The sequence below is a fragment of the Larkinella soli genome, assembly GCF_003703975.1.
GTDB lineage: Bacteria > Bacteroidota > Bacteroidia > Cytophagales > Spirosomataceae > Larkinella > Larkinella soli.
This window is the reverse complement of record NZ_QTJY01000032.1, coordinates 20,588-44,768: the sequence shown is the minus strand read 5'-3', so window position 1 is coordinate 44,768 and position 24,181 is coordinate 20,588. Positions and strand designations below refer to the sequence as shown.

The window sequence follows — 24,181 nt, the reverse complement described above, 5'->3', positions numbered from 1 at the left end:
TGCTGACGGCCCGCCGACAGCCCAGATTCTTTTCCTGAAACAGCCGGTGTACCTGACAGGGCCAGTCGATTTCATCGGCCAGCGCCTGACATTCCGCCACCTGCCCGGCGTCCGTCGGATGGTCGGGACGCGGTCCGTCCACGGCGATGAAAAGCTCGGCAGGGCGTATTCTCCGGATTTGATCGAGAACCTGACGGGCGTGCTGCGGCCGGTTGAAAAGGAGGAAGAGAACGGGAATGTCAAATTGCATCGTTACGTTGAGTTTGGGTTCCGTTTGGGTTAGGTGCCGATTCAATAACGCAGTTCCTGCCGTTTTCCATGTGAACTAAGTGACCAGGGTAAGGTGGAGGACAGTAAATTCCCGGAAATAGTTGTCAGGGAACCGGCCGGATATCCATTTTAGCTCTCCCGGAAATGGCACCGGCCTGACCTATGATAAAGACGAAGGATCGGGCCTGAAGTCACACCGGGATTGGGCGAAACGCCGGATGGACCACGCGCCGGCTGAATCTATTCATATGATTTAACAGACAGATAGCCGGCGGATTGTATTGCCAAAAGAACAATTTATCCGGCCTTTTGAGCCAAATTTTCACGGAAAATTATCGTATGCCCCGATGGTTAAGCCACGAAGAAAAGGGTAAGAAGCCCACAATGGGCCGGCTCCTGAAACCCGTCAGCCGGGCCGACGGATAAAATCCCGCAGGAAACTCAGCCGGAGCGCGTCGCCGAAAGCCGCCGTCTGAATCCGGAAAACCGGCCGGGCCAGGCCGATGGCGTAGTTCATCAGGTAGGAGGACGTCATCTGACCGAACAACGTGGCGATCGACGCTCCGCTGGCCCCATACGTCGGAATCAGCAGGAAGTTCAGCAGGACGTTGACGATCACCCCGGCGACCGTTTTCATCAGAAGAACCCGCTGCTTGTCGTACAGAACGAACCAGTAGCTGCTTCCGACCCCCGTAAAAACAAACACCGCCGACCAGATATGGATGATCAGGATCTGATCGACTCCGGCGTATTTCTGCCCGAACAGCAGGTTCGTCAGGAAGGGTGCCGTGAAGGAGATCACGACCGCAATGGCGATGCTGATGAAGGTAAGCAGAGCGAGCAGCCGCCGGAAGGCCTGCCGGAACGCTTCCTCATTCCGGGTCTTCAGCGCCACGATCGACGGATAAAACGAGGAGGTGATGGCCGTCGCAATGAAATACCAGACCTCCGAAAGCCGCAGAGCCGCGCTGAATTTGCCCAGTTCGGCGTCACTGGCCAGTTCCTTGAGCATATACTGGTCGGCCCGCATGTAGATGAAAATAAAAAACTCCGAGATCATCAGCGGCCAGGCCAGCTGCATGAGCCGGGCGGCCACCCGGCGGTCGAACTGCCACTGCAACATATGGCGGCCCTGCTCCCGGTTATAGAACACGATGAGAATCAGGGCGGAAACGGCATTTTCGAAAAAGACGATGAAAGCGAAAGCCAGCAGGTCGAACTGATTTGCCAGAAAATAAACCCGCAGGGCGGTGGCAATCCCGAAGCCCAGGCTCCGGGCGATGACGGAGGTGCGGGCCTTTACCCTTGACTGAAAATACAGCCCGACCACATCCACGCTCTGGCTGATGAGCACCGAACTCGTGAACAGGATCATCGACTGAAGCAGCGGCTGATCCCGGTAAAAAATTTCCGTTACTGCCGTAATCAGCAGGAGGGAGGCCACCCCGGCGGCCAGCCGGAGCCAGAAAGCCGTGCCCATCAGCCGGTTTTCCGGGTCGCTTTCGCGGACGATCTCCGTGACCAGCACGTTGGCCAGACCCAGCCCGGCCAGCGGCATCAGCACCGACGGAAACACGATGGCAAAATTCAGCAAACCGAACTGATCGGGACCCAGATACCGGGCCGACCAGACCCCGACGATCATGGACGTAGCCATGCGGAAGATGCGGTCGAAAAAGACCCAGCCGGCATTGGCGAACGCTTTTCGGGCGGTACTGCTGAGTTTCTGAGGGGATAATCCGATCATTGACACGTGGTTACCGGACCGCGGCCGGATGAAAAACCCCGTTGAGCTGCGCTTCGACCATCAGACGGGCTACATCCTCCATCTTGTACCGGGCCGACCAGCCCAGGTCGCGCTTTGCCTTGGCGGGGTTGGCCTTTCCTTCGGCCAGGTCGGTCGGGCGGAAAAACGACGGGTCGATCTGAACGTGGGCTTCCCAATCCAGATTGACCTGTTCGAACACGACCCGGATGAAATCTTTCAGTTTGCGGGTGTGTCCGGTTGCGATGACGAAGTCGTCGGGCTTCGGGTGCTGGAGCATGAGCCACATGGCTTCCACATAATCCGGGGCCCATCCCCAGTCGCGGGCGATGTCGATGTTGCCGAGCGTTAGTTTTTCGTCGCTGCCCTGGGCAATGCGGCAGGCTGCGGCCACGATCTTTCGGGTCACGAAGCGTTCGGGCCGCAGCGGAGATTCATGGTTAAACAGGATGCCGGTGCTGGCGAAAAGCTGGTAGGCTTCCCGGTAGTTGGCCACCTGCCAGAACGCGGCCGCCTTGGCGACGGCATACGGGCTGCGGGGCCGGAAGGGCGTGTTTTCGTCGGCCGAAAGCGTTCCCGTATCCCCGAAAGACTCGCTGGACCCGGCATTGTACAGCTTGATCGGCAGTTCGCTGAAACGGATGGCTTCCAGCAGGTTCAGCGTCCCGATGCTGATGCTTTCCAGCGTTTCGACCGGCTGTTCGAACGACAGACCTACCGAACTCTGGCCGGCCAGGTTATAGACTTCATCCGGTTTGATTTTCAGCAGGGTCTGCAATACGCTGCGGAAATCGTTGATATTGACCGATACGAGCGTCACCTGCTGGCGGATGCCGAGTCGGTTCAGGTTCTGAAACGAAGCCATCTGTGCATCGCGCGAGCCCCCGTATACATCATACCCCTTGCTCAGCAGCAGGTGAGCCAGATAGGCTCCGTCCTGGCCGGAAACGCCACAAATCAATGCTTTTTTCATGTTGAAGAAGTTCGCTTACCAAAAAGTTGACCAGAGAAAAGCATCCGCATCAGCGTCCAGCCGAATCCGACGAACATACCGGCCACGATGGCGACCACGATGATCATCGTTCGTCGCGGGCCGCTTTTTCGTAACGGAATCCGGGGCGGTTCCAGCATCTTGAAAACCGGCGTTTCTTCCTGCACCCGGATTTTGGCCTGTTCCAGTTGCCGGGAAAGGTCGTTGTAGACGGTTTGGGCCAGCAGATAATCGGCCTGAAGCCGCTGTTCCTCCAGCCGGGCCAGACCGCCGTACAGGCTCCGGTTCCGGTCGCGGTAGCTTTCCAGGGCATATTCAGCCGACTGATACCGGCGTTTCGACTGCTCGACCTGCTGGGTCAGGAAGGCGGCCTGGTTCCGGATTTTCTGCGTCCGGTAGGAGGTGATGTAGTTCGTCAGGTAATCCAGTGAAAGCCGGGCCACCGTGGCGGACACGACCGGGTCGGGCATTTTGGCTTCGATGGTCACCATGCCCGTCCGGCGGTCGATGGTAGGCGTGATGCGGCTGATAAGCGCATTGGCCAGCCCTTCCTGCTCCGGGGTGATCTGGAGCGCCCTGCTGTAATTTTTCGGGTCAGGGAGGCTGGCCGGCGCTGGCGGCCGAACGGCTGCATCGGCCGCATCGCCCGTACTTCCGGTCAGCCGGTCCAGAAACGTTTCCCGGCCCTGCCGTTTCAGATAGGTCTGAAGCGGCATTGTGGTCCGGTACTGTTTGGCATAGACCGGCTGTTTAAGCAGGTCGAGCGCAAACGGGATGCTTTCCAGCACGTTCGGATACAGATCGGGCCGGACGGCCTCCCCGGCCGGATTGTCCAGGCTGATGCCTGCCAGCCCGGCGATGGAACCGAGATTGCCCATTCCGCCCCCACCGCCCGAGGAGGCTTCGGGCATGACGATGACCTCGGAGGTATATTCATCCGGCTTTGAAAACGCATAATAGATACCGGCCACCGCTCCCAGCAGGGCGAACCCCAGAACGGCGGTGCGGCTGCGCTGCAGAAATTTCCGGAGGTCGGCCGGACGAATCTGAACGAACTCGTCATCGACGTCCGACGGAACCGGGGATTGATGCGCTGAAACTGTCATGGAGCGACCTTTTATGATTCAGACCGGGCGTGCCGCCCGGCTTTCGGGTGCCTTTTAAAACAATCTGACGAGGTTGATGACCACCGTGGCCAGCGTGACCGTCAGGGTTCCGATGACGGAAATGATACCGATGCGTTCACCGGGGGTCAGCCGGCGGTCGTCCAGCGGTTCGAAGGGAACGATCACGGTCGATCCTGGTTCCACTCTCGGTCGTTTCTTAAAGAACAAAAATCGTTTGGTTCTGTCTTTCAGTCCGTTGGAATAAACAACGTAGGCCCGTTTCTGCCGGGCGTTATCCGTAAATCCGCCGGCCTGGGTCACATAATCCATAAACCGGAAACCCTGCGAATAGCTGACGATGGACGGGTTCAGAACCGCCCCCTCGATCGTCACCACCTCCGGTCGTTTGGGAATAAACAGCGAGTCACCCGCTTCCAGCAGCAGGTTTCCGCTGACTCCGGGGTCTTCCAGAATGGCCCGCAGATCGGTGGCGATGGCGTTGCCGCGCCGGGAGAATCGCGCCCCCACCAGAAAGGCGCCCGGTTTAAGGCCGCCGGTCCGCCGGATGATGTCGGAGATCCGCTCCACCCGCGACTGGATGGCATAATAGCCGGGGTGCTGCACTTCTCCGCCTACGAAAACGTTCTGCTGCACTTCATACTGGGGAGAGGTGCGGACATAGACGGCGTCGAACGGTCTGAGTAGAAAACGGGAGTCGGCCGCATTCAGCCGCAGTTCCCGGTCGATGTCGAACTGAAAAATTCGGATGGTTTCGCGGCCGGTCAGGCTGGTGGTGTCCTCCCGGATCCGGCGGGCCACCTCGACCCTGGTGGGTGTGGCGCCCTCCTGAAAGCCGCCCGCCAGCGCAATCAGGTCCGTTACGCTCATGTTCGAAACGAACTGGAAGGTGTCCGGCCGGTTGACCGCGCCCTGAATGATGACCGAATACGCTTCCCGTAAATCCCGGACCGAGTAAATGTGAATGCTGTCCTGCCGGGCCAGCGGAATGTCTTCCACCTCGTTCCGCATCAGCCGGCCGACATCGAACGGGATGGCTTCGAGGTCGGTATTGGGGCGCTCGCGGTACAGCACCGCCCGGTTCAGAAAGGCGTCCTTCCGAAGGCCCTCGGCCCGGTCGATGAGCGACCGCACCGACGCGATGCCGTCGCCGAAGGCATACTCGCCCGGCCGCATCACCGCCCCCGACACCGTCACCCGGTTTTCGTAGCGATTCAGGATTTCGCCGACGGTGTATTTATCGCCCGACTGGGGCACGAAAGACTCGATCTGTTCCTGGGTGATGGTGGATATGCGCAGTTCGCGGGGAGTGTTCCGGCGCAGCGTAATGGAAAAGGTATACGCCCGGTCGGTAAAGCCGCCCGCAAAGGCCAGCACGTTCCGGAGGGTTTCGCCGGTTCTGGTTTCATACACCGCCGGCCGCTTGACCTGCCCGACCAGTTCCACCCGGGTGCCGTAATCGTTGACCCGGATCACGTCCTGGTCCAGCAGCCGGATGTCGTCCTTGCGGTCGGCCCGGAGCAGGTAGTCGTAGAGGTCGATGGTCCGGATGACCCGGTTGTTCCGCATCACCTGAATAGTACGGAATGAGCCGGTTTCCGGATTGGGGCCGCCCGCCAGATAGAGGGCGTTGAAGGCCGTCGCCAGCGACGAGATGGTGTAGGTGCCCGGCCGCACGACTTCCCCGACGAGTGTGACCCGGATGCTGCGGATGCTGCCGAGCGTCACGCTGGCGGAGGTGCCGCTGCCGGGGCGGTTCAGGCCCTGGTAGGCCTGCCGGAGCCGCCCGATGATGCGCTGCTCGGCCTGTTCGATGGTCAGCCCGCTGACGAAAATCGGGGCCAGGTTCAGCATCCGGACGGTTCCTTCCGGGCTGATGCGCAGGCGGAAATTCTCGGCCGAGTTGCCGAAGATGTCCACCACCAGTTCATCGTCCGGCCCCAGAACATAGTTTCGCGGGGTGGCGATGCGCAGGTTCGGTTCGAAGGTGAGGGTGGTTCCCTGAAACAGCGAGGCCCCGAACACCACGGGTCGCCGGCTGGTGTCGCGTCGAAGCTGGTTCAGGCTGTCGAGCAGTGAAAACTGCCGCTGGGAAAGATCGCCCTGCTGCATGCGGTTGTTCAGCGTGTCGCCGGAAAACTGCCCGGCCCGGTTGCTTTGCTGCTGCCGGATTCTGGCCATCCGCTGCCGCATCCTGGCAATGTCTGTCAGCGTATATCCCTGCGACATGGCGGCCTGCTCGATCTGCATCTCCGTCAGACCGCCGGCCTGGGCACGCTGGTAAAACTGAATCAGCTGTTCATCACTCATCTGATCGGCCCGGGTCGGCTGCTGGGCAACACCCGGCACCGAAACCAGGAACAGAAGAATGGATAGGACAGTCAGATGCCGGAACAACAGATGGACTGGATACGGATCGATCAATAAATAACGTCTCCTTTTGCTACCGTTCATGCAGTAAAAGTAATATAGCACCCAAAGTTACGAATTGATCGTTTCCTTCCCTCATTATATAGGCAACGGGCGGAAAGCGGGTTTTTGTATTAAAAAAGTGCTAAATCGCCGAAATGTTCGGTGGAACGGTCCAGCGAGAAAAAATTTACTAAAGATGGCTTTGATCAAACCGGTCCGGGGAATTCAGCCCGAATTTGGAGACGAATGCTGGTTTGCCGATAACGCAACGATCGTCGGAGAAGTGAAAATGGGGCATCATTGTACGGTCTGGTTCAACGCCGTGGTGCGGGGCGACGTCAATTCCATTACCCTCGGCAATTACTGCAACGTGCAGGACGGTGCCGTGATCCACTGTACGTACCAGCGTTTCAAAACTACCATCGGCCACTACGTATCCATTGCCCACAACGCCGTCGTTCACGGCTGCACCGTCGAGGATAAGGTGCTGATCGGGATGGGGGCCATCGTGATGGACGGCGCCGTGGTCGGAACGGGCTCCATCATTGCCGCGGGGGCCATCGTCACGCAGAATACCGTAGTGCCGCCGGGCTCGGTCTACGCCGGCAACCCCGCCCGCTTCCTGAAGGCCGTGACGCCCGAACTGGAGGAAATCTTCATGCGGACGGCCAACAATTACGTCCTGTACGCCGGCTGGTTCCGGGAATAAGGGCGGAGCCTCAGGCACTCCGCCCTTATTCCCGCCGGAACGATTGCCGCAGCAACGGCAGTTCGCGGAGCAGAACGGAGAACAGCACGAACAGAAAGGCCGCAAACAAGGTCCAGTCGATGGTTTCCTTCAATAGAATGACCAGTTTGGACGCGAAACCCGGTAACTGAATCGTACCGTAGAGCAGCAGATTAAGCCAGGAGCGGAACAGAACGACGCCGGCCAGCCCATAGCCAAACCGTTTCAGCCGGGCGTCGGCCAGCAGAAACGAGCCGTACGGCAGGCAGAGATGGAGGAAGATGACGCGGTAATCCCAGTTGTTTCCCAGGACAAACGTCAGGCAGTATACCGCAGCGCCGGTCAGAAACAGATCGACGGTAACCGGCGGCAGGGCAGGCCCCGGTTCCGGCCACCGGATTTTATAGCTTCTCATCAGAAACAGGAGAACGCCCGCGAGCAGGGCCGTCACCACCGCCGAAACCCGGTGGAGCGCCGACGACCCGAATGCTACCGGCAGATGCCGGATCGCCAGCGCCCCAAATCGGTCAAACACCGCAAACTGGCCGTAGGAAAGGTCGAAAGCCCTCGGAGTCACGGCCGAAATCAGCTTCAGGTCACCGGCGGTCAGGAACAGATAGCCAATCGTCAGGGCACTGAGAGCCAGAGCATACGGGTAGAGCTTTCGGTGCAGTAGCGTCACGATGGCAGCCAGCGGATACAGTTTCAGCAGAATGGCCAGCAGGAGAAGGGCGCAGGCCGCCATGCGGGAAATCGGCCGGGACACCCTGCGGTGGAGCAGCAGGACAAAAAAGACGAGCAGACCGAAGATGATCAGATCGCTGTTGGCCCGTTCCATCGCCAGGAGCGTCACCGGCGAGCAGAACGCGGCCGCAGGAATCCACCCGGCTTTCTTCGAAAAGCGGTAGAGAACGATCAGGTAAACGAGCGCGAAGGCGATCAGGATCAGCAGGGCGGTGTAATCCGTTTCGGGAACGAACCCATTGAAGAAACGGGTGAGCGGCAGCCAGATCTGGGGGTAGTTGAGGGTGGCGTAGCCGGTCCGGCACTTTCCGGCCAGAATGTCTTCGTACGGCATCTCGCACCGGGCCGCCGAAGTGATGACGTGCAGATCGTTGAAATGATGCGCCAGGGGCGGGACGCCGAAGCTTTGCAGAATCCGGGAAACCGGGACATCGCCGAAAAGATGGATGCCCAGCAACACCAGAACGAATCCGGCTACCGTTCCGAAAAGGGCTTTCATATCGTTGAGTTAGGGTGTTGGGCCGGCGGCCGCGCCGGGACCGACCGAAGGCTTGAAAAAGCGGCTTTTCAGGCCTTCGCAGCAAAACTTTCGCCCTGAGTGCGTCCGTTAAGCCTCCTCAGGCTCTTTTTCCTTCATATCTTTCCGGGCGTTCAGATAACCCCGAATCACCGTGAAAGTTGTAACGGCCAGGAAGAAAATGATGATGTAGTGGACGTAGTCGACGATCCACGGGAATTTCTCACCGAAATAATACCCGCCCCCGACCAGCGATAAGACCCAGACCGCCCCGCCGAGGATATTGTAAAGCATAAAATACCGGAAGTTCATCCGGATCAGACCGGACAGGATCGGCGCAAACGTCCGGATCACGGGCAGAAAGCGGGCCACCACCAGCGTCCGGCTGCCGTACTTGAGGAAATATTCACGGGTGGATTCGATGTGCTTTTTCTTGAAAAAGAGCGAATCGGGTCGGTTTTGGAGCCGGTCGCCGAAGTAACGGCCCGACAGATAGCCCACCAGGGAGCCCAGGACGGCCGCGCAGAAGATACACAACAGCAGGAGCCAGAGCGGCACGTCCAGCATTCGGGTGCCGGCAAACACGCCGGACAGAAACAGCAGGTAGTCGCCCGGCAGAAAAAAACCGAAGAAAAGACCGTTTTCTACAAAAATGATGAGGGTGATCAATACCAGCCCACCCGTCCGGATGATCTCCTCGGAATTCAGCATGTATTGGAAAAACTCAACGATCTGATCCATGGAAGGGAGTTGTCGAATGATTGAATTGTTGAATGATTGAATGGTGCGCTGCCAATCTGGCACTGCGGAGCGTCATTCAATCATTCAAAATTCTATCACTCAATCATTTACATTAGTTCTGCGAGTTCGAGCCAGCGGTCGGATTTTTCGGAGATTTCCTGTTCGATGCGTTCGATTTCGCGGGCCCAGGTAGTCAGTTCCTCATGGTTACCGGAACCGCTGTTCAGTTGACTTAATAAACCGGCTTTCCGTTGTTCGAGTTCCTCAATTATTTTTTCAAGTTCCTCATATTCCCGGATCTCTTTGAAGGACGGCTTGCGCTTTTTATCGGCGGTTCCATCCTTAGGTTCAGCGGTTTGGACTTTTGGGTCGTCGGCCGGTTTTTTCTTCGGTTCGCCGGCGGACTCCTTTCGCTCCGGGACGGCGGCCCGCCATTCGCGGTAATCGGTATAATTACCGGGATAGTCGCGAATCCTGCCGTTTCCTTCAAACACAAATGAATGTTCGACCAGCCGATCCATGAAATAACGGTCGTGCGAGACAAGCAGTATGCAGCCCGGAAAATTGAGCAGAAACTCTTCCAGAACGTTCAGCGTCGTAATGTCGAGGTCATTGGTCGGCTCGTCGAGGATCAGGAAGTTGGGATTCTGCACCAGCACCAGCAGCAGCTGAAGCCGGCGCTTCTCTCCCCCCGACAGCTTGTGCACGTAGTCGTACTGCTTCGGGCGGTCGAACAGAAAGTGCTGGAGAAACTGCGAGGCCGAGACGGTTTCGCCGGTGCCGAGCTTCATGACCTCGGCCACGTCCTGCACGACGTCGATCACCCGCTGGTTTTCCGGCAGGTTCAGTTCCGTCTGGGTGTAGTAGCCGATCTTGACCGTTCCGCCGGTGATGATACGGCCCGAATCCGGGCGCATTTCGCCGGTGATCATATTCAGCAGGGTGGTTTTGCCCATCCCGTTCTTGCCGATCACCCCGATGCGGTCGTTGCGCCGGAAGGTGTAGGTGAAGTGGTCGAGCAGCTGCTTGTCGCCGAACCGCTTGCTGACGTTCTCCAGTTCGATGATCTTGCTGCCCAGCCGCTGCGTCCGGATGTTCAGCTCCATCTGGTCGTTATTCAGCCGCTGGTGGGCTTTTTCCTTCACGTCTTCGAACGCATCGATCCGGTATTGCGCCTTCGTGCCGCGGGCTTTCGGCTGCCGGCGCATCCAGTCCAGCTCCCGTCGGAAGAGGTTTTTGGCCTTGTCGACCTCGGCGGCCGCGATGGCCTGCCGTTCAGCCTTCTTTTCCAGATAATAAGCGTAATTGCCCTTATAGCTGAAGAGCGTCTGCTGGTCCAGCTCGACGATCTGGTTGCAGACCCGGTCCAGAAAATACCGGTCGTGCGACACCAGCAGCAGGGTGGAGTTATTGGTAGACAGGTAATTTTCGAGCCATTCGATCGCTTCCAGGTCGAGGTGGTTGGTCGGTTCGTCCATGATCAGCAGCTCGGGGTTTTCGATCAGCACCTGAGCCATCGCCACCCGCTTCCGCTGTCCGCCCGAGAGGGTCGAAACCGGCTGCGTCACGTCCTGGATGCCGAGCTGCCCCAGGATCTGCTTCATCTGGGTTTCAAAATCCCAGGCCTGGAGCGTATCCATGCGCTGCATGGCGCGGTCCAGAGCCTCCGTATCGTCCGACAGCAGGGCCTGCTCGTAGTTTCGGATGGCGGCCAGGGCCGGATTGTCGCCCGTCAGGACCACTTCCATCACGGTCAGGGCGTCGTCCAGTTCCGGCTGCTGGTCCAGAAACCCGACCGAAATGTCTTTCCGGAGGCTGACCAGCCCGTCGTCGGGCGGCATCTTTCCGGCCAGGATCGACAGCAGGGTGGATTTGCCGGTTCCGTTGGCGCCCACGATGGCTACTTTATCACCCCGGCTTAGTCCGAAGGTGACTTCCCGGAACAGCCATTTGTCACCGAAGGATTTGGATATTCTTTCTGCGGATAAATAATTCATACGTACTTTAACTACAGACAAAGTTACCGGTTTCTCGGCAAACGAAGGTTAGATTTTCCGGAATCCCGGCTTTTGACTGAAAAACCGACAGTCCATGATAGTGAACTGTCTGAAAATGGCGTATTTTGGCCATTTGTTTTCACAGTATCGGTCAACCTGTTCCATGAAATTGAAAAAAGCCGCCTTGTTGGTAGCTGCCTGTAGTCTGAGTGCATTCGTCCGGGCACAACCCCCCACCGCCTTACAATCCTATACCCAATCCATTGCCGGTAGTACCCTGACTTACGACATGGTCGCGATTCCGGGCGGAGAGTTCATGATGGGTAGTCCGGAAGCCGAGAAAGGGCGGAAGCCTGACGAGGGGCCGCAGCATAAGGTAAAAATCGAGCCGTTCTGGATGGGCAAAATGGAGGTGACCTGGGATTTGTTCGACCTTTTCTCGTTCCATAACATGGAAAAGGAGATGGCGGCCAAGAATCCGGGCTTCGACCTGGCAAAAACCGACGCCGTCACGCGTCCCAGCCCGCCGTATGTAGATATGTCTTTCGGTATGGGCCGGGCGGGTTATCCGGCCATCAACATGACCCAGTATTCGGCCATCAAGTTCTGTGCCTGGCTATATGCCAAAACGGGCATTTTTTACCGCCTGCCGACTGAAGCCGAGTGGGAGTATGCCTGCCGCGCCGGGACCAAAACGCCCTACTCGTTCGGGGCCGACCCCAAGCTGCTCGACCAGTTTGCCTGGTTCAACGGCAACAGCGGAGGGTCTTACAAGAAAGTCGGCACTAAAAAACCGAATCCGTGGGGGCTGCACGACATGCACGGTAACGTGATGGAATGGACCCTCGACCAGTATATTCCGGATTATTACGCCCAGAAGGCGAAAGGCACCGTCACGGAACCCTACGCCAAGGTGACGCAGCTCTACCCGAATTCGGTGCGGGGCGGCTCCTGGGACGACGAGCCGCTGGTGCTGCGTTCGGCGGCCCGCACCCCCTCCGACCCCTCGTGGAAGGTGCTCGACCCGCAGACGCCCAAGAGCGAGTGGTGGCTGACGAGCGCGTCGTTCGTCGGTTTCCGGGTGGTACGGCCGGCCAAACAGCCGTCCGAAGAAGAGATTAAGGCGTATTATAATCCGCCTTTGATTGAAGATTATTGATTTGTCTAAACCTTTTTGCCCCATGTCCAACGAATCCAATCGCCGGGAGTTTCTGAAACAATCCGGTCTGCTGACAGGCGGAGCCCTGTTGACCAGTTTGCCTTCCTTTTCGGCCGGGTACGGCTTCCATACATCTGCGGATGATACCATCAAGGTTGCCCTGGTCGGTTGCGGTGGCCGGGGAACCGGTGCCGCCATGCAGGCCCTCAGCACGAAACAGAACGTCAAGATCGTCGCGATGGCCGACGCCTTCCGGGACCGGCTGGACGAGTCGTTCAAGAACCTGAATCAGAAACCCGACGTTGCCAAGCGGGTCGACGTGCCCGATGAGCGCAAGTTCGTCGGCTTCGAGGCCTATAAACAGGCGATTCCGCTGGCCGATGTGGTGATTCTGGCAACCCCTCCGGGTTTCCGGCCGATGCACTTCGAGGAAGCCGTGAAGCAGGGCAAGCACATCTTCATGGAAAAACCGGTGGCGACCGACGCGCCGGGCGTCCGGCGGGTGCTGGCGGCTGCCGAAGAGGCCAAAAAGAAAAAACTGAACGTGGTAGTAGGGCTGCAGCGCCATTACCAGGGCAACTACCGCGAAATGATCAAACGCATCCACGACGGCATGCTGGGCGACATCGTCGGCGGATCGGTGTACTGGGTCAGCGGGGGCGTCTGGACCAAACCGCGTCAGGCCAACCAGACCGAAATGGAATACCAGATGCGCAACTGGTATTACTTCAACTGGCTCTGCGGTGACCACATCAACGAGCAGCACATTCACAACATCGACGTGGCCAACTGGGTGAAAAACGGGTATCCGGTATCCTGCCAGGGCACGGGCGGCCGTCAGGTGCGGACGGGCAAGGAACACGGCGAAATCTTCGACCACCACCTCGTCGATTACCAGTATGCCGACGGAACCACGATCAACAGCCAGTGCCGTCACTACGAAGGGACGTTCAGCAAAGTGGACGAGATGTTCGTCGGGACAAAAGGCCGGGTCGATTCGTTCGGCCGCAACAGCATCCTGAAAGATTATAAAGGCAACGCCCTGTATACGCACAACGTCAAGGCCGACGGCAATCCGTATCAGGTCGAACACGACGAGCTGTTCGAGGCCATCGCCAAAAACCAGTATAAGTTCGCCGATGCCGAAAACGGCGCAAAAAGCACGCTGACGGCCATCATGGGCCGGATGGCGACCTACTCGGGCAAGGTGGTGAAATGGGAAGAAGCGCTCAACTCGCAGATCGACCTGTTCCCGACCAAACTGGCCTGGGATGCTCAGCCGAAAATTCTGCCGCAGGCCGACGGTTTCTATCCGATCGCCGTTCCAGGCAAAACGATTGCGGTGTAAAGACCACCCCCCTCCTTGGTATGGAGGGGGAGTGCTCCGCCATATTCTACGCCCTGCGAAGCCACCCCCTCCTTGGTATGGAGGGGGTGGCTTCTTCACGAAAGAGGCTGCGGAGTCGTCGTCTCGGTCAGCTGAAGCCGGGTTTTCGGCAGGCTCTCCGGGTATTCGTCGCGCAGGAAGACCACCATCTGCTCCCGCACGAAACAACGCAGATCGAAGGCTTCCCCGGCATTCCGGGCCGACATCAGTATCCGCACTTCCACACAGGTTTCCCGGGTATCGGTCACCTGCACTACGCATACTTCCTTATCCCAGAGCGGACTGTCGTCCACCAGTTTCCGGGCCTTTTCCCGAATCCGTTCGACCGGGACGTTATAATCCAGATACAGCAGGACCGTGCCCAGCACCGACGCCTGCGACCGCGTCCAGTTCTGGAAAGGCTTTTCGATGAAGTAAGTGATCGGCAGAATCATCCGGCGACGGTCCCAGAGCCGCACGACCACGCTCGTTAGGTTGATTTCCTCGATACGTCCCCACTCATTCTCCACCACGACGGCATCCTCGACCCGAATCTGCTGCGTAAAGGCAATCTGCACCCCGGCCAGCAGATTGGCGATGGTCCGCTGGGCGGCAAAACCGATCACGACGGAGGCAATCCCCGCCGAGGTCAGGAAGCTCAGGCCGATTTTCCGGCCCCCGTTGAAGGAAAGCAGCAGGATCGAAAAGCCGATGACCACCACCACGATGGTGAAAAGCTGACGGAGAAAGCCGATCTGGGTCACGAACTTCCGCAGCTGGAGGTTCTGGTCGTTGGCGGTGTCGTACCGCCGGATGATCGACTTCTCGCCCACTTTCAGCAGCTGCACGACCAGCCAGGTGGTCGTCATGATGAACGCTATCTCGGCGGCCCTGGAAGCCAGCGGGTAGCGCTGTAAGGCCCTTTCCTGAAGATTGACGACGACCAGAAAAATCAGGGACGGAACGAAGAAATAGAAGGCTTTCCGCGCGTATTGCCGCAGCAGCGCCAGGACCTCGACCGGGCGCCGGTGCAGAATGAAGCTGACCGTCTGACCGGTGATCAGGTTGACCAGCAGCCCGCAGCCGACCGAAATCAACAGCATCAGCCAGCCCGAAAGGTTGCGGTTATGGCGCAGCCAGCGCTCGATTTCAGTCCCGAAAGGTCCTAAATTATCCCAGAAATCCGTCCAGTTCATACGTTGCTACAAGAGGTGGTTCTCTTCTATAACGACCCGCAACAAAGAGGGTTTCGGGATTTTGACTCCGCGGACCGGCGGTCAGGCCAGAACGGGCTTCACCACTTTGCCGGCGACGTCGGTCAGGCGGTAGCGACGGCCCTGGTGTTTGAAGGTCAGCTTTTCGTGATCAACGCCCATCAGGTGCAGGATGGTGGCCTGAAAGTCATGGACGTGTACCGGATCCCGGGCGATGTTATAGCCGAATTCGTCGGTTTCGCCATAGATCATGCCCTTCCGGATGCCGGCCCCGGCCATCCAGATCGTGAAACAGCGCGGATGGTGGTCGCGGCCGTAGTTGTCTTTCGCCAGCTTACCCTGCGAATAGTTGGTCCGGCCGAACTCCCCGCCCCAGATTACCAGCGTATCGTCGAGCAGACCGCGCTGCTTGAGGTCCATGATCAGGGCGGCCGACGGCTGGTCCACGCTTTTGGTCTGAATCTGGATGTCGTTCGGCAGGTTGCCGTGCTGGTCCCAGCCCTGGTGGTAGAGCTGCACGAATTTGACGTCTTTTTCGATCAGTTTGCGGGCCAGCAGGCAGTTGGCCGCAAACGTCCCCGGCTTGCGCGAATCCGGGCCGTACATATCGAAGATGTAATCCGGCTCTTTGGAAATGTCGAGCGTCTCGGGCACGGAGGTCTGCATTCGGTACGCCATTTCATACTGGGCCATCCGGTTATTGATTTCGGGGTCCAGCACGTGTTTGTACTGCTCCTGATGCAGTTTGCCGAGGTAGTCGAGCATCCGGCGCCGGCTCGTCCTGTCGATGCCCGGCGGGTTGTTCAGGTAATAAACCGGGTCGGGGCCGGAGCGGAAGACGACGCCCTGATGCACGGAAGGCAGAAAACCGTTGCTCCACAGCTTGGCATACAGCGGCTGGTCGCCGTTGCGGCCTTTGGAGAGTAGCACGACGAACGCCGGAAGGTTCTGGTTGTCGGACCCCAGCCCGTAGCTGATCCAGGAGCCGAACGATGGCCGTCCGGCCTGCTGGCTGCCGGTCTGGAAGAAGGTCACCGCCGGGTCGTGATTGATGGCTTCGGTATGCATCGACCGGATGAAGCACAGATCGTCGACGATCTTCGAAGTATAGGGCAGCAGTTCGCTGACCCACATCCGGCTGCGGCCGTGCTGGGCGAAGCGGAATTTGGAAGCCGCCAGCGGAAACCGGCTCTGGCCGGCGGTCATGCCGGTGAGCCGCTGGCCTTTCCGGACGGATTCGGGCAGGTCCTGGCCCCACATCGTCTCCAGTTTCGGTTTATAGTCGAACAGTTCGAGCTGCGAAGGGGCTCCGCTCTGAAACAGATAGATCACCCGCTTCACCTTCGGCGAAAAGTGCGGGTTGCCCGGCGCCTTGTTCTCCCCGGAAGCCGCAAACAGCCGGCTGGGGTTCAGCAGGGACGCCAGCGCAAGGGCCCCCAGACCGGCGCTGGATTTACCCAGAAAGGTCCGGCGGCTGAACTGATCGTGTATTTCGTCTTCGAGGTTGTACATCGCCTTATTGGTTCAACTTACCGCTTGATAATCGCTTCGTCCATATTCATAATCGTGCTGGCGACGACCGTCCAGGCGGCCAGTTCCGTAGCCGGAACGGCTTTTTCGACCGGATATTCCCCGACGGTCAGTAACTCGGCCGCCCGCTTCGGATTTTTCCGGAAGTCGGCCAGTTCCTCCGAATAAAGCCGTTTCATCAGTTCGACCTCCGCCGGGCGGGCCGGGCGGCTCGTCACTGCCCTGAACATAAAATCGATTGCGGCCGGTTCCGGATCGGTTGCTCCGGATGCCGTTCCGTTCGCGCCGAGAATCCGCTGGGCCAGCACCCGGGCGGCTTCGACGAACTGCGGATCGTTGAGCGTCACCAGCGCCTGCAGGGGGGTCGAGGTCTTCTGCCGCCGGACGATGCAGACGTGCCGTTCGGAAGCATCGAAGTTGAGCATCATCGGCGGGGGCGACGACCGTTTCCAGATCGTATACATCGACCGCCGGTAGAGGCTGTCGCCGTGGTTCTGCACGTAGTTGACGGCATTGCGGGTTGCCAGGGCCTCCCAGATGCCCGACGGCTGGTAGGGATGGACGCTCGGCCCGCCGATCTTCCGGGTCAGCAGCCCGCCGGTGGCCAGCGCATTGTCGCGGATCTGTTCGGCGGAGAGCCGGTAGCTGGGCCCCCGCGAGAAATAATGGTTGTCCGGGTCGGCTTCCCGTTTCTTCAGGTCCACGACCGACGACTGCCGGTAGGTGGCCGACATGACAATGAATTTCTGGAAGGCTTTGACGTTCCAGGGTCCGGAGCCGCCGGCACCGTCCCGGAACCGGACGGCCAGATAGTCCAGCAGTTCGGGATGCGAGGGCAGGTCGCCCTGGTTGCCGAAGTCGTCGCTGCTTTTTACGATGCCCTGCCCGAAATACTGCTGCCAGAACCGGTTGACCATCACCCGGCTGAACAGCGAGTTGTCGGGGTGGAGCAGCCAGCGGGCCAGCCCCAGGCGGTTTTTCGGGTAATCTTCCGGGAACGGCATCAGCTGCGTAGGCGTGTTGGCCGACACCTCCGCGCCGGGGGCGTCGTAGGCCCCGCGCTGAAGCAGGAAGGTTCGGCGCGGATATTTCCGCTCCTGCATGACCATGACCTGGTCGGAGTTGTTGTATAGCCTGATCTCCTGATTCCGGTAAACCGTCGCTTCCCCGAAGGCTTTATGATAGGCCGAATCCACCACCGTGACATAATAGTTATACAGACCGGTTCGCTGGGCGGGCGTCCGGCGGGCCGGGGGCGTGCGCAGGGCTGCGGTCAGGGCGTCGGGCCGGCCGGCCAGCTGCGGCACTTCGAGCGGGGTGAGGCTGCGGTTATAGATCCGCAGTTCGTCGATTGCAAAATCCTTGATGTAATGGTCGTGCCAGCGCCCGATGAAGAACGGATACCGTACCCAGTGCTTTCCGTTTTTGCCCTCGTCCATGCTGTGGTAGAGGTTGTCGGTCACGATCCGGACGGGCGCCGGCTGCCCGTTGAGATACAGCCGGATGCCCTGCGCCCGGCTGGAACCGTCGTAGGTCATCGCCACATGAAACCACTGCTTGTACGGAATCTTCCCGACCGACTCGATGTCGAGGCTGTTGGCGGGCCAGACGTGACTGAGGGTTACCTTGATGCGGCCGTCGGGCAGGAGGTTGATCTCATAGCCCCGGTTGCCGTCGAACGGCCCGTCGGAGCGGCCCATCAGCATCCCTTCCAGGCCCGGCTTCCGAACGTTGAGCCACGAACTGATCGTAAAGGGCTGCGTCCGCTCGAACACCCCCAGCTTGCGGGGCAGCTCGATATAACTGTCCCCCGGCAGGAACCGCGCTTTGCCCACTTTTCCGGCAATCTGGTAGGGCAGGCTTTCGGGGTCGCCCCCCAGCCGCGCGGGAAGGGTGTCGTTTACCTGGTTCCAGAAGGCGTTGCGGGGGTCTTTCGCCAGTTCTTCGCGGGTTTTGGGAACAACCGGCTTTTTGATTTCCGGCAGACCGGCCAGTTTCCGGCGCTCATTTTCTTTCTGCCGCTTTTCGTCCTCCTTCCGGCGTTCCTCGTCCTTTTTCTTCTTTTCCTCCGAATGTTCGTATGCCTTGAAGTCGATGGGGTCGGATTCATCGAAGGTATAATGGGCAATCAGGCCGGTGTTGATGAAAATGGGCGGATAACGCTCCGCCGAACCCATCCATTGCCCGAAGGCTTTCTGATATTCGGGCCGGTTGGGATTCAGCCGCTGCTCGATCGGGGCCAGCTGCGTCCGGATAAACCGTAACTGCTTTTCCACCTCGGGCGAGGTCAGCGTCAGGGTCGGGGCCGGTTCGCCGTCGTAGGGAATCTGGCCGCGCTCATTGTTATTGTTGAAAAAGGCGAACAGCGAATAATAATCCTTCTGGCTGATGGGGTCATACTTGTGGTCGTGGCAGCGGGCACACTCTACGGTCAGGCCAAGCATGGCCTTGCCGAAGGTATTGACGCGGTCGGCCACGTATTCGACCCGGTATTCCTCGTCGACGATACCGCCTTCCTGGCTCTGCTGGTGATTGCGGTTGAAGGCCGTCGCCAGGAGCATGTTGCGGGTGGGATGGGGGAGCATGTCGCCCGCCAGCTGCCAGGTGATGAACTTATCGAACCGGAGATTACGGTTGTAGGCCCGGATGACCCAGTCGCGGTAGGGCCACATGGTCCGCAGGCCGTCGTCCTGATAGCCGTGCGTATCGGCATACCGGGCCACATCCAGCCATTCCGCGGCCTGGCGTTCGCCGTACTGCGGGCTGTGAAGAAGCCGGTTCACTACTTTTTCGTAGGCGTCGGGGCTTTTATCGGCCAGAAAGGCGTCCACTTCGGCCACCGTGGGCGGCAGACCGGTCAGGTCCAGCGTCACCCGGCGCAGCAGCGTCGCCTTGTCGGCCTCGGGAGCGGGCCGGAGGCCCTTTTCTTCCAGTTTCTTCAGGACGTAGGCGTCGATCTCATTTTTCACCCAGGCCGGGTTTTTGACTTTCGGCACTTCGGCCACTTTCGGAACGATCAGCGACCAGTGCGGTTTGTATTCGGCGCCCTGCTCGATCCAGCGGATAATCAGCGCCTTTTCCTCGTTGGTCAGGCTCAGGTGCGACTCCGGCGTCGGCATCATGTAATCGGGGTCCGACGAGACGATGCGGTGGTACAGTTCGCTTTCGGCCAGATTACCGGGGACGATGGCGGTGTTACCTGATTTTTCGAGGGCGGTGAAAGCCACGTCGGGCATGTCGAGCCGCAGGCCGGCTTTCTGTTTGGCTTTATCGGGACCGTGGCAGGCAAAGCAGCGGTCCGAGAGCAGGGGCTTGATATGGAGATTGTAATCGACTTTTTCGGGCAGGCGGCTTTCCAGGGCAACGATCTCTGCCGGTTTCTCGACGCTTCGGCCGCAGGAGGTCCAGACCGCTACCGAGAACAGGCAGATCGCCGTACTGAGCGCTATCGCTCGAAATCGTATGTCGGTTGAGCAACGCATACGAAAAGGGGTTAGGGAAATACTACAAATTTAAGGTTTTATAGGACGCCCGCCAAATTAAAAAGAATCGAATATCGCCACTCCTTATAATAAGATACTAAAAAAGCGTAAGCCCGGACCGGTGTCCGGCGCTTACGCCGATAAAACGCCTGCAAAACGGGATCAGAACCTGAGGAAGCCGAGGATGAATTTGAAGACAGGCGTGGCAAAACCCAGCGAAAAGGCGAAGTAGCCGCCGTTGATTTCCTGCATTTCTTCCTTGCTCAGGGTCACCATTGCGTTTTGATTTTCCATTGTACTTGGGAATTGATTGGGTGGTTGAAGATTGATTTAACGAAACAAAATTGCGCGGCTACCATTTGGTTATCAACAACTTGTAGTTATAATTTATGCCTCCAGTGCCTGTTCGGGCAGATACTGCGAAGCCCACAGGCGGTAATAGGCGCCCTGCCGGTGCAGCAGGTCCTCGTGGGTTCCCTGCTCCACGAGCTTTCCCTGCTCCAGAACCAGGACTTGGTCGGCATTCAGGATCGTGCTGAGCCGGTGGGCAATGAGGATGACGGTCCGGCCGGCTTCCCGCCACCGCCGGACGGCCTCCCGGACCGTCTGCTCCGCCACCGGGTCAAGGGAGGCAGTAGCTTCGTCCAGAATCAGAATTTCGGGTTTTCGGTAAAGCGCCCGGGCAATGGCGATCCGCTGCCGCTGGCCGCCCGAAAGGGTGGCTCCGTTTTCACCCAGCCAGGTATGAAAACCGTTGGGCAGCCGCTCGATGAACTCGGTCATACCCAGCAGGCGGCAGAGATCGAGGATGCGCTCCATATCCGGCTGAAACTCGCCGACGGCAATGTTTTCGACCACATCTCCGGCAAACAGGTCGATCTGCTGCGGCACCACCCCGACGATCCGGCGGAGGCTGTCGGGGCTGAGGTGCCGGAGGTCGTGGTCGCCGATGTGAATCGAGCCCTCTTGCAGCGGATACAGGTTTTGCAGCAAGGACAGCAGCGTGGACTTCCCCGAGCCGCTTTCCCCGACCACGGCCGTGATCGCTCCCTTCCGTATCGTCAGGGTGAGCCCGTCGAAAACCTGCACCCTTGTCCCGTACCGGAACGAAACCTGCCGGAAATGAATATCCCCGATCATTTCCGGCCGCAGGGCGATGCGATCCCCGGCCGACTCCCGTTCCAGGTCCATGATCTCGAACAGGCGGTCGGCGGCAATCTGGGCGTCCTGGATGGTTTTATTGGCCCCGATCAGGCTCCCGGCCGGGCCGGTGAAGTAGCCGATGAGGGCATAGAACGACAACAGTTCGCCGGGGGTCAGGTCGTTGTCCAGCACGAAGCCGGCCCCGGTCCACAGCAGGATGATGGTAAACAGCCGGGAGGCCAGTTCCGAGGCATTTCCGGCCCAGACGGAGGCCGAGGCCGAATGGAAGGTGGCTTTGAGGAGCCGGATGAAGCGGGTTTCGGTTTTCAGGTCGGCAAACTCCTCCAGCCCGAACCGCCGGATGGTTCCGACGGCATTCAGCGACTCGACCAGCTGGGATTCCAGGTCGGCCGCGTCTTCCATCAGCCGTCGCTGTCCTTTCCGGTTGACGCGGTTGATGATCAGGTAAATGACGGCGTAGAAGGGGATGACCGCCAGCATAATAACCGCCATCTTCCAGTCGTAGGTAAACATCATCCCGAACGAAAACAGCACGATGAACAGGTTTACGATCAGCGTCAGGGCGGTATCGTTGATGAACGTCCGGATTTTGACGGCATCGTTGATGCGCGAAATAATCTCGCCCACCCGCATGGAGTCGAAGAACGACTGGGGAAGCCTCAGCAGGTGTTTATAATAACCCAGGATCAGCCGGGCGTCGATCTGCTGGCCGGTCCGGAGGGCGAAGAACGACTTCATGGAACCGATGTACAGCTGAAGCAGCAGAAGGAGGATCATGCCCACGCTCATGAGGTTCAGCAGATTCCGGTTGCCGCCCACCAGGACATGATCCACGATTTTCTGCATGTAGATGGATGTCGAAAGGCCCAGCACGGTATACACCAGTGCGCCGAACAGGGCCTGCATCATGACTGCGCGATGCGGCCTTGCCAGCGACCAGAACCGTTTCCGGACCGGTTGCCTGCGGTTTCCGGCTTCAAAGCTTTCGCCGGGCAGCAGCAGGACCAGAACACCCGTCCACAGGGTCTGAAAGGTCTCGCGGTCATAGGTTTCGAGGCTGCCGGTGGCGGGGTCCATCACCTTCACCCCGCCGGCGCTCACCTCGTAGATGACCACATAATGGTGCAGCACCTCCCGAACGACGACGTGGGCAATGGCCGGCCTCGGAATACCGGCCAGATTCTCAAACGAGGCCCGGACGCCTTTGGCCTGAAACCCCAGTTTTTCGGCCGCTTCGATCAGGCCCAGCACATTGGTGCCTTTCCGGTCGGTCGAGGCATATTGCCGGATGCGGGAAATCGGAATCACCAGCCGGTAAAAGGCGGCCACGGAGGCCAGACAGGCCGCTCCGCAGTCGGTGACGTCGTGCTGTCGGATCGCTATCTTTTTCGGAAAAGCCATAAGCGGGTCATGAATCGGTCAGGAGTTGAAAGGCTTATTGTTCACCGGGAGCCGGGTTATTTTTCGGATTCAGCCAGTCGTCGGCCCTGTCGTAGAGCAGGTCGAACAGGCTGCGTTCCGTCACGACGAAGTGGGCCCGCAGGCTCATCCCTTTTTTGAGGTAGCCCCGGTAACCGTCGCGCAGGGCGAGGTAATGCCGGTCGAGCCGGCATTTGACTTTGAAATACGGCGGCTGCTTTTCCGGAACGATGATGTCGTTGCTGATCTCGGTGATGGTGCCGGTGGTCATTCCCCACTGGTTATAATCAAAGGCGTCGACCTGCACCCGGACCTTCATGCCGGGCCGCAGCAGACCGATGTCTTTCGGCGGTACCGAACACTCGGCCATCAGGTTGGAATCGGGTGAAATCAGCCCCAGTACTTCCCCGGCCTGCACGTAACTGCCGGGGTATTTCCCCGACAACTGGCTGATGCTGCCCGCGACCGGCGCCCGGAGGGTGTAGAGTTCGCGTTCCTTCAGCCATTGCTGCTCCTGGGCCCGCAGTTCATCGAGGCTCATGCGGTGCCCGGACAGCGCCGTTTCCCATTCGCTGAGCTGACGCTCCACCAGCGCCCGGTACTGGACCTGCGCCGTTCGGAAGGCAAACGCCCGGTCTTCGAACTCCTGCCGGGGAATCACCCTGTCGGCCAGAAGTTTCCGGTTCAGGTCAAGTTCCCGTCTGCGTTTCCGGCGGGTTTCGTCGGATTCCGCGAGCTGAAACCGGAAATGTTCATACTGCTGGCGGTAGAGCGGGGAGCTCAGACCGGCGAGGGAACCGGAAGCCGGCCGTGCGCCCCTGACCAGCCGTTCCAGGTCGGCGATGAAGCGTCGTTTTTCGGCCTGAAGCACCCGGTTCAGACGAAGTTTGCTGTCGATCTGGTCGGTCTGGAGCCGGAACAGCGGCTGTCCGACCCGCACGGCCTGATTTTCGCGGACTTCCACCCCGGCCAGCGTACCAGCCACCAGCGGGCGAAGCTCATTTCGTTCGGAGCGGGGCCGCACCAGCCCCGGACTCTGCACCGACACCTCCGTCCGGATGAAGGGAAGACTGATCAGAGCGGCCGTCACCGCCAGGACGGTGGTCAGGTAGATCAGCTGTCCGCGTACCGAAACGGTCGGGAGGTAGGCCTCGGTCGTGAATTCGATCACCTCGGCGGGCGGAAGACGTGATTCCATCGCGTCGGGTCGGTCAGGCGGCTGCCGGGTGGTTGCGCTCGACGGCCTTCATGATCAGCTCCTGCGGGTGGCAGCTGATCAGCTCCTCGATGGAAAAATGATACAGTTCGGCCAGCTTTTGCAGACAGACCAGCGACAGGCTGGTCCGGCCGGTTTCTTTCTTGCTGTAAGCCGCCTGGCTGATTCCCAGGTGGTAAGCGACGTATTCCTGAGAGTAACAGAAAATTTCACGCAATTTGCGAACCTTGAACGCAAGCTGTTGCATACGGGGGAGGTGGGTTAATCAATCGATCATTCAGGGCAGCAAAGAAAGCCGGTCTTAAAAACCTTATAAAAAATATTCGACCAATACCCGATTCTC

17 protein-coding genes and 1 pseudogene are annotated in these 24,181 nt (G+C 59.1%); 3 read left to right on the top strand and 15 right to left on the bottom strand.

All coding sequences use genetic code 11. From position 1 onward, the window contains the following. The 5 genes and pseudogenes from DX909_RS28665 to DX909_RS28645 all read right to left on the bottom strand — a co-directional run. A pseudogene (locus tag DX909_RS28665) lies at positions 1-250 on the bottom strand (nucleotide-diphospho-sugar transferase); the annotation flags it as partial. Between the two features lie 426 nt (positions 251-676). Further along, on the bottom strand, positions 677-2,017 hold the full coding sequence (locus tag DX909_RS28660) for a flippase (RefSeq protein WP_128548693.1): 1,341 nt from the start codon (positions 2,015-2,017) through the stop codon (positions 677-679). Between the two features lie 10 nt (positions 2,018-2,027). Then, complete coding sequence (locus tag DX909_RS28655; RefSeq protein ID WP_128548692.1) at positions 2,028-3,008, bottom strand: GDP-mannose 4,6-dehydratase; 981 nt, start codon at positions 3,006-3,008, stop codon at positions 2,028-2,030. Next, positions 3,005-4,132, bottom strand: coding sequence for a GNVR domain-containing protein (locus tag DX909_RS28650; RefSeq protein ID WP_128548691.1), 1,128 nt, complete (start codon positions 4,130-4,132; stop codon positions 3,005-3,007). The genes DX909_RS28655 and DX909_RS28650 overlap by 4 nt, the downstream gene beginning before the upstream one ends. Positions 4,133-4,186: 54 nt before the next feature. Continuing rightward, positions 4,187-6,604 carry an SLBB domain-containing protein gene (locus tag DX909_RS28645; RefSeq protein ID WP_445480878.1) on the bottom strand — a complete coding sequence of 806 codons (2,418 nt, stop codon included), beginning with the start codon at positions 6,602-6,604 and terminating at the stop codon, positions 4,187-4,189. Positions 6,605-6,758: 154 nt separating this feature from the next. On the opposite strand from DX909_RS28645, the gene DX909_RS28640 reads away from it, so the two are divergent. Beyond that, complete coding sequence (locus DX909_RS28640; RefSeq protein WP_128548690.1) at positions 6,759-7,271, top strand: gamma carbonic anhydrase family protein; 513 nt, start codon at positions 6,759-6,761, stop codon at positions 7,269-7,271. A gap of 25 nt (positions 7,272-7,296) precedes the next feature. Here DX909_RS28640 and DX909_RS28635 read toward each other — a convergent pair whose 3' ends face one another. The 3 genes from DX909_RS28635 to DX909_RS28625 all read right to left on the bottom strand — a co-directional run bounded on the left by DX909_RS28635 (position 7,297) and on the right by DX909_RS28625 (position 11,288). Further along, entirely contained in the window at positions 7,297-8,532 is a 1,236-nt protein-coding gene (locus tag DX909_RS28635; protein WP_128548689.1) for a hypothetical protein, read from the bottom strand. Positions 8,533-8,640: 108 nt separating this feature from the next. Continuing rightward, a complete protein-coding gene (locus DX909_RS28630) occupies positions 8,641-9,291 on the bottom strand; it encodes a DedA family protein (RefSeq protein WP_128548688.1) in 651 nt (216 codons plus the stop codon). A gap of 107 nt (positions 9,292-9,398) precedes the next feature. Further along, positions 9,399-11,288, bottom strand: coding sequence for an ABC-F family ATP-binding cassette domain-containing protein (locus DX909_RS28625; RefSeq protein WP_128548687.1), 1,890 nt, complete (start codon positions 11,286-11,288; stop codon positions 9,399-9,401). 163 nt (positions 11,289-11,451) lie between these two features. Here DX909_RS28625 and DX909_RS28620 point away from each other — a divergent pair, with 163 nt between their 5' ends. Beyond that, a complete protein-coding gene (locus tag DX909_RS28620) occupies positions 11,452-12,447 on the top strand; it encodes a formylglycine-generating enzyme family protein (RefSeq protein WP_128548686.1) in 996 nt (331 codons plus the stop codon). 22 nt (positions 12,448-12,469) lie between these two features. Continuing rightward, entirely contained in the window at positions 12,470-13,795 is a 1,326-nt protein-coding gene (locus DX909_RS28615; protein ID WP_128548685.1) for a Gfo/Idh/MocA family protein, read from the top strand. Positions 13,796-13,890: 95 nt separating this feature from the next. On the opposite strand, the gene DX909_RS28610 is transcribed toward DX909_RS28615, so the two are convergent. The 7 genes from DX909_RS28610 to DX909_RS28585 form a co-directional block, all read right to left on the bottom strand. Further along, complete coding sequence (locus tag DX909_RS28610) at positions 13,891-15,009, bottom strand: mechanosensitive ion channel family protein (protein WP_128548684.1); 1,119 nt, start codon at positions 15,007-15,009, stop codon at positions 13,891-13,893. An 81-nt stretch (positions 15,010-15,090) separates the two neighbouring features. Beyond that, entirely contained in the window at positions 15,091-16,539 is a 1,449-nt protein-coding gene (locus DX909_RS28605; RefSeq protein ID WP_128548683.1) for a DUF1501 domain-containing protein, read from the bottom strand. Positions 16,540-16,556: 17 nt separating this feature from the next. Further along, positions 16,557-20,039: a DUF1553 domain-containing protein gene (locus DX909_RS28600; RefSeq protein WP_128548682.1), complete on the bottom strand. Its 3,483-nt coding sequence runs from the start codon at positions 20,037-20,039 to the stop codon at positions 16,557-16,559. 162 nt (positions 20,040-20,201) lie between these two features. Further along, entirely contained in the window at positions 20,202-20,333 is a 132-nt protein-coding gene (locus tag DX909_RS30015) for a hypothetical protein (RefSeq protein ID WP_262707535.1), read from the bottom strand. Between the two features lie 93 nt (positions 20,334-20,426). Next, on the bottom strand, positions 20,427-22,604 hold the full coding sequence (locus DX909_RS28595) for a peptidase domain-containing ABC transporter (protein ID WP_128548681.1): 2,178 nt from the start codon (positions 22,602-22,604) through the stop codon (positions 20,427-20,429). Positions 22,605-22,638: 34 nt separating this feature from the next. Beyond that, a complete protein-coding gene (locus tag DX909_RS28590) occupies positions 22,639-23,820 on the bottom strand; it encodes an HlyD family secretion protein (protein WP_128548680.1) in 1,182 nt (393 codons plus the stop codon). A 13-nt stretch (positions 23,821-23,833) separates the two neighbouring features. Further along, positions 23,834-24,085, bottom strand: a complete 252-nt coding sequence (locus DX909_RS28585) for a helix-turn-helix domain-containing protein (RefSeq protein ID WP_128548679.1) — start codon at positions 24,083-24,085, stop codon at positions 23,834-23,836. Positions 24,086-24,181 lie beyond the last annotated feature (96 nt).